Origin of the sequence: Pseudarthrobacter sp. AB1 (assembly GCF_014926485.1) — a bacterium.
Taxonomy (GTDB): Bacteria; Actinomycetota; Actinomycetes; order Actinomycetales; family Micrococcaceae; genus Arthrobacter.
In genome coordinates this window covers 1-742 of sequence record NZ_PZKO01000095.1, presented here as the reverse complement: position 1 = coordinate 742, position 742 = coordinate 1, and the positions used below count along the sequence as shown (strand labels likewise).

The following is a 742-nucleotide window of genomic DNA, read 5'->3' as shown; positions in this document are numbered from 1 at the left end:
GTTCGATCAGGACGCCGCGAACCTGTTCTTCCAGCTCGTCTCGAGCCGCTACGAACACGCGTCCATGATTCTGACGTCCAACCTCCCGTTCGCCCGCTGGGGCGACGTCTTCGGAGACCTGACCATCGCCTCGGCCATGATCGACCGGATCGTCCACCACGCCGACGTCATCAGCCTCAAAGGCAACAGCTACCGCCTCAAAAAACACCAACCTGCCGCCAGTACGGCACAATAGAACAACAACCCGTGGCCCCGTTTTCAATTGGCACTATTGGCCCTATTTTCGGTTGGCGTTAACAGGTGCGGTTCGTAGCGCCAGGTGTTCGTCCCATGAAGTGTCTCCTACTTATGTCGGGAAAGGTGTTTTTATGATATCCAGCGGGACGACTACGAACGGCCGCACGCCTTGCCCCACTCACGGAGGGTTAACCGGCGAAAGATGTCTAGGACGGCGCTGAATAATTTTGGGGGCTTAAGGCGCGCCTGCTTGAGCGTTCCGGGATTTGGTTAAGACTGGATCTATGCAGGGTCGTGATGATGGTCAGCGTCAGCTTTTGGATGTCGATGCTCTGGCCGGGCATATGCTCCCGGCCGGTTCGGTGTTCAGGTTCCTCGCCGAGCACCGGCACGAACTGTTCCCCGATGACGCGTTCGCAGACCTGTTCGCCTCCGGGCGCGGCCGCCCCTCGACCCCGGCGGACGTGATCGCTTCGGTCATGGTCCTGCAGACTCTCCATAATCT

1 protein-coding gene and 1 pseudogene are annotated in these 742 nt (G+C 59.0%); both read left to right on the top strand.

Annotated features, from left to right (window positions below; all coding sequences use genetic code 11):
* A partial coding sequence (locus DAD99_RS21405; RefSeq protein WP_193342525.1) for an ATP-binding protein occupies nucleotides 1-235 on the top strand: 235 nt, incomplete at its 5' end.
* 286 nt (nucleotides 236-521) lie between these two features.
* Nucleotides 522-742: pseudogene (locus DAD99_RS21400) on the top strand (IS5/IS1182 family transposase); the annotation flags it as partial.